Source organism: Deltaproteobacteria bacterium (assembly GCA_016930875.1).
Taxonomy (GTDB): Bacteria; Desulfobacterota; Desulfobacteria; order Desulfobacterales.
In genome coordinates, this window is record JAFGFW010000112.1 from 1 (window position 1) to 2,695 (window position 2,695).

3 protein-coding genes are annotated in these 2,695 nt (G+C 48.6%); all 3 read right to left on the reverse strand.

Going from position 1 to position 2,695, the window contains the following annotated elements:
* Window positions 1-240: 240 nt before the first annotated feature.
* The 3 genes from JW883_10160 to JW883_10170 all read right to left on the reverse strand — a co-directional run bounded on the left by JW883_10160 (window position 241) and on the right by JW883_10170 (window position 2,067).
* A complete protein-coding gene (locus JW883_10160) occupies window positions 241-960 on the reverse strand; it encodes a hypothetical protein (GenBank protein MBN1842629.1) in 720 nt (239 codons plus the stop codon).
* Between the two features lie 183 nt (window positions 961-1,143).
* Window positions 1,144-1,299, reverse strand: coding sequence for a hypothetical protein (locus JW883_10165; GenBank protein ID MBN1842630.1), 156 nt, complete (start codon window positions 1,297-1,299; stop codon window positions 1,144-1,146).
* Between the two features lie 57 nt (window positions 1,300-1,356).
* Window positions 1,357-2,067, reverse strand: coding sequence for a hypothetical protein (locus JW883_10170; GenBank protein MBN1842631.1), 711 nt, complete (start codon window positions 2,065-2,067; stop codon window positions 1,357-1,359).
* Between the last annotated feature and the right edge of the window lie 628 nt (window positions 2,068-2,695).

Below are 2,695 nucleotides of genomic sequence, written 5' to 3' on the forward strand. Positions count from 1 at the left end.
CCAGAAAAAGATAAAAAGAGTTGCACGGGGCATCTATGTAGGGGCGTAGTTGTCAAGCAGCCGATCCGAACATTGTGAAATAGGGCTCTGGAACGATCGTCTATCCCATGAGCCCTATCTCATTCCCTGGCCTCCTCTTGCTTCGAAGCCAAGTGGTCGGCGAAGAACCACGTCACGATCCACTCCAGAAAAGTCATGACCGGTTTCTCCTTCTGTTTTGGCCGCGGGAAACACACAGATTTACATGGACTGTTGTGACGCCGATACGGTGTCTTGCTTGGTCTGTCCGACCGAGCAAAAAACTGTTTTTGTCTGTGCCTGTCTGCGTCGGTCTATTGCAAACACCGCCCCAACCTGCATGCCGGCCAGCTTGAAATGCTTGACGTAATCCTCGATCAAAGACCGTTCCTTCTCATAGATGCTCGCCATTGCCATACTGGGCGATTCAGCTTCATGTCTCCTAGCCTTCGCCGATATCTCATCCCATATGGCCCCCTGGTCGGACCGGTATCTACCTGAATACCTGACTGAATCGTGGACTTGCCTGGCCTTTATAGCTCGAAGCCCAGAAGACATTATCCTTTTTTGGCTATGAAAGCGTGGTGTGCCGTAAGACCATCTTCCCTGTTCCACACAACTGACCGGAATCACCGTCGTGGATTTTGCTTGAATCAGAATCGTTGTGTTGACAATTCGATTCTGTTTGGCCCCAACCAACTCTTCGCCGTCCATGATCAGGATCATCTTTGGGGATTTATTGACGACCTTGAGTTCGGGAACGGAACCTGACTCGTCCACCTCAACTACTTCCATCAAACCCCTATCCAGCGCCTCATCCAGCGTGATGTAGTCTACAGCAGTGGCGTAGGGTGAGAGCAGCGGAAACACCGCCAGGTTTCGGTAGGATTGTTTCCGATCAATCTTGGCCTGTTCCAGGTAGTTCTTAATGACCTTTCCCATCACCATCGTCCCCCTTTAATCATATTTTATCTCTATTATACGGGTGATGTGTGACAGATGCGGTCACGGGTAGGAAAAAAATGGATTTCTTTGAGGTTTTTATGTGAGGATGGACAGAACGGCTTTAAGGGCTCTCTGAGAATATCAAACGCTTCCCATCGCCTCTTTTTAAAGCTGCTGTCCCTACGTTTCGTAAACTTCACGCACCAACTTGTGAAACCAGGGTGGCTTCTGCAGGAAAACAAAGATCAGAACGATGCCAACAATGGGAATCGGGATCACCGCATCAACGATAGACAGCACTGCAAGGATGATGAGAGATTGGGTTTTGAGTGTCATGAATCCTCCTTGTCCAAGTGCTCAACTGCTTGTGTTCAAGTCCGAAAGACCTCGGCATCAACCGCGACCGGCTTGTGACGGCTCCGGCTTGGGTCGGGCTTTCATGGCCATGACGTTATATACGGCCGGCAGGGTAAGTGCCTCATTCGGGTCGCATTCGTCCAGATGCGTGCCGGTGGCTTTTTCCCACCTCGCAATTTCTTCCGCCATCAACAGAATCACGTCACCGAGGTCTACTGTCTTAAAGACGTGACGCCATTCCGAGTTGTCAATGGGCAGAGCCACTTCCGGCAAAACCGAAAAGAGCACCTTGCTGGCCCCTACAAGGCCCATGCTGTGTCTACCCATACAAACAGGGAGAAGTGCTTTGAACATCCTCCAGAGTTCGCCGGCCACCGTCCTTTGGTCTAAAACGGAAATGGCTAGTAGGGCTCGCAAACGATTGCCTTTGTTCCGGTCGTCGACAAAATCACGTAACGCGACTGACTGTTCACCGATGTTCTTCCAACATTTAGATATTATCCTTTTGGGATCAATAACGCGGCCCTTAGAGTATTTGACTCCTTTAAAAGGGCCTGCCCGGCCCATCAGAAAGTTGGGCATGAGCATAGCCACATTCTGACGGAACGCCTTCTTATCAAGGCCTGCGTTCGAGTTTTTTATCGCCTTGGATACGGTCCTATTGTACCCTTTTCCAAAGTCCATAACGCATTTCTGGATAGCGTTGAAGGAGTATCGATCACCGTTTTTCTTAAACAAGATATGCATATCTAAGGAGACCCCCTATGAACCCGAAATGCCTCCTACCGGAAAACTCTCGACAGGCGACTTTCCTCAGGTATTTCCTTCATCAATTTAGCCAACTTCGTTAACGAGATATTACGCTGACCGTTCTTTTGCATTTTCTCCGTATCGTCCGACGCTAGTTTTCCGGGACCGTTGAAAATTTCCTTCGTATTTCCGTTCGGAAAAATTTTCATGACTATTAAATGTTGAGGGCAACTTCGAATGCCGATTGATTTTTTTTGAGTAGCCTTTATCTGGACTTTTCGCCCATCTTTTGCTTCTGCATCGTGGCCTTCAGCAGATGCCGTAACTAATTTCAAATCGTATTAGTATGCAGCTAAAACCTCGCCGATCCTTCCCACCAAGTGACCGTCTGGAGTAAAATGACGACCAGGAAAAAGAGCCTCAAGGCTATCTACAATTCCATGAAGTTCTTTTATAAGTTTTGGAATTTCCTGAACTGATTTCATTTCTTTGGCGGCCAATATCGGTTCGCTCTTGCCATTTTCGATTTACTGAAAGCTTAACCCTACAACGACGTTTACCACTCCGTCATTCCGGCCCGTCGAGAGCCTCAGGGTCGAACGACGAAAGCCGGAATCCAGTCAGA

Excerpts from the sequence above, each read along its gene's own strand:
- JW883_10170 (MBN1842631.1), bottom strand. The coding sequence starts at position 2,067 with ATGCATATCTTGTTTAAGAAAAACGGTGATCGATACTCCTTCAACGCT.
- JW883_10160 (MBN1842629.1), bottom strand. The coding sequence starts at position 960 with ATGGGAAAGGTCATTAAGAACTACCTGGAACAGGCCAAGATTGATCGG.
- JW883_10165 (MBN1842630.1), bottom strand. The coding sequence starts at position 1,299 with ATGACACTCAAAACCCAATCTCTCATCATCCTTGCAGTGCTGTCTATC.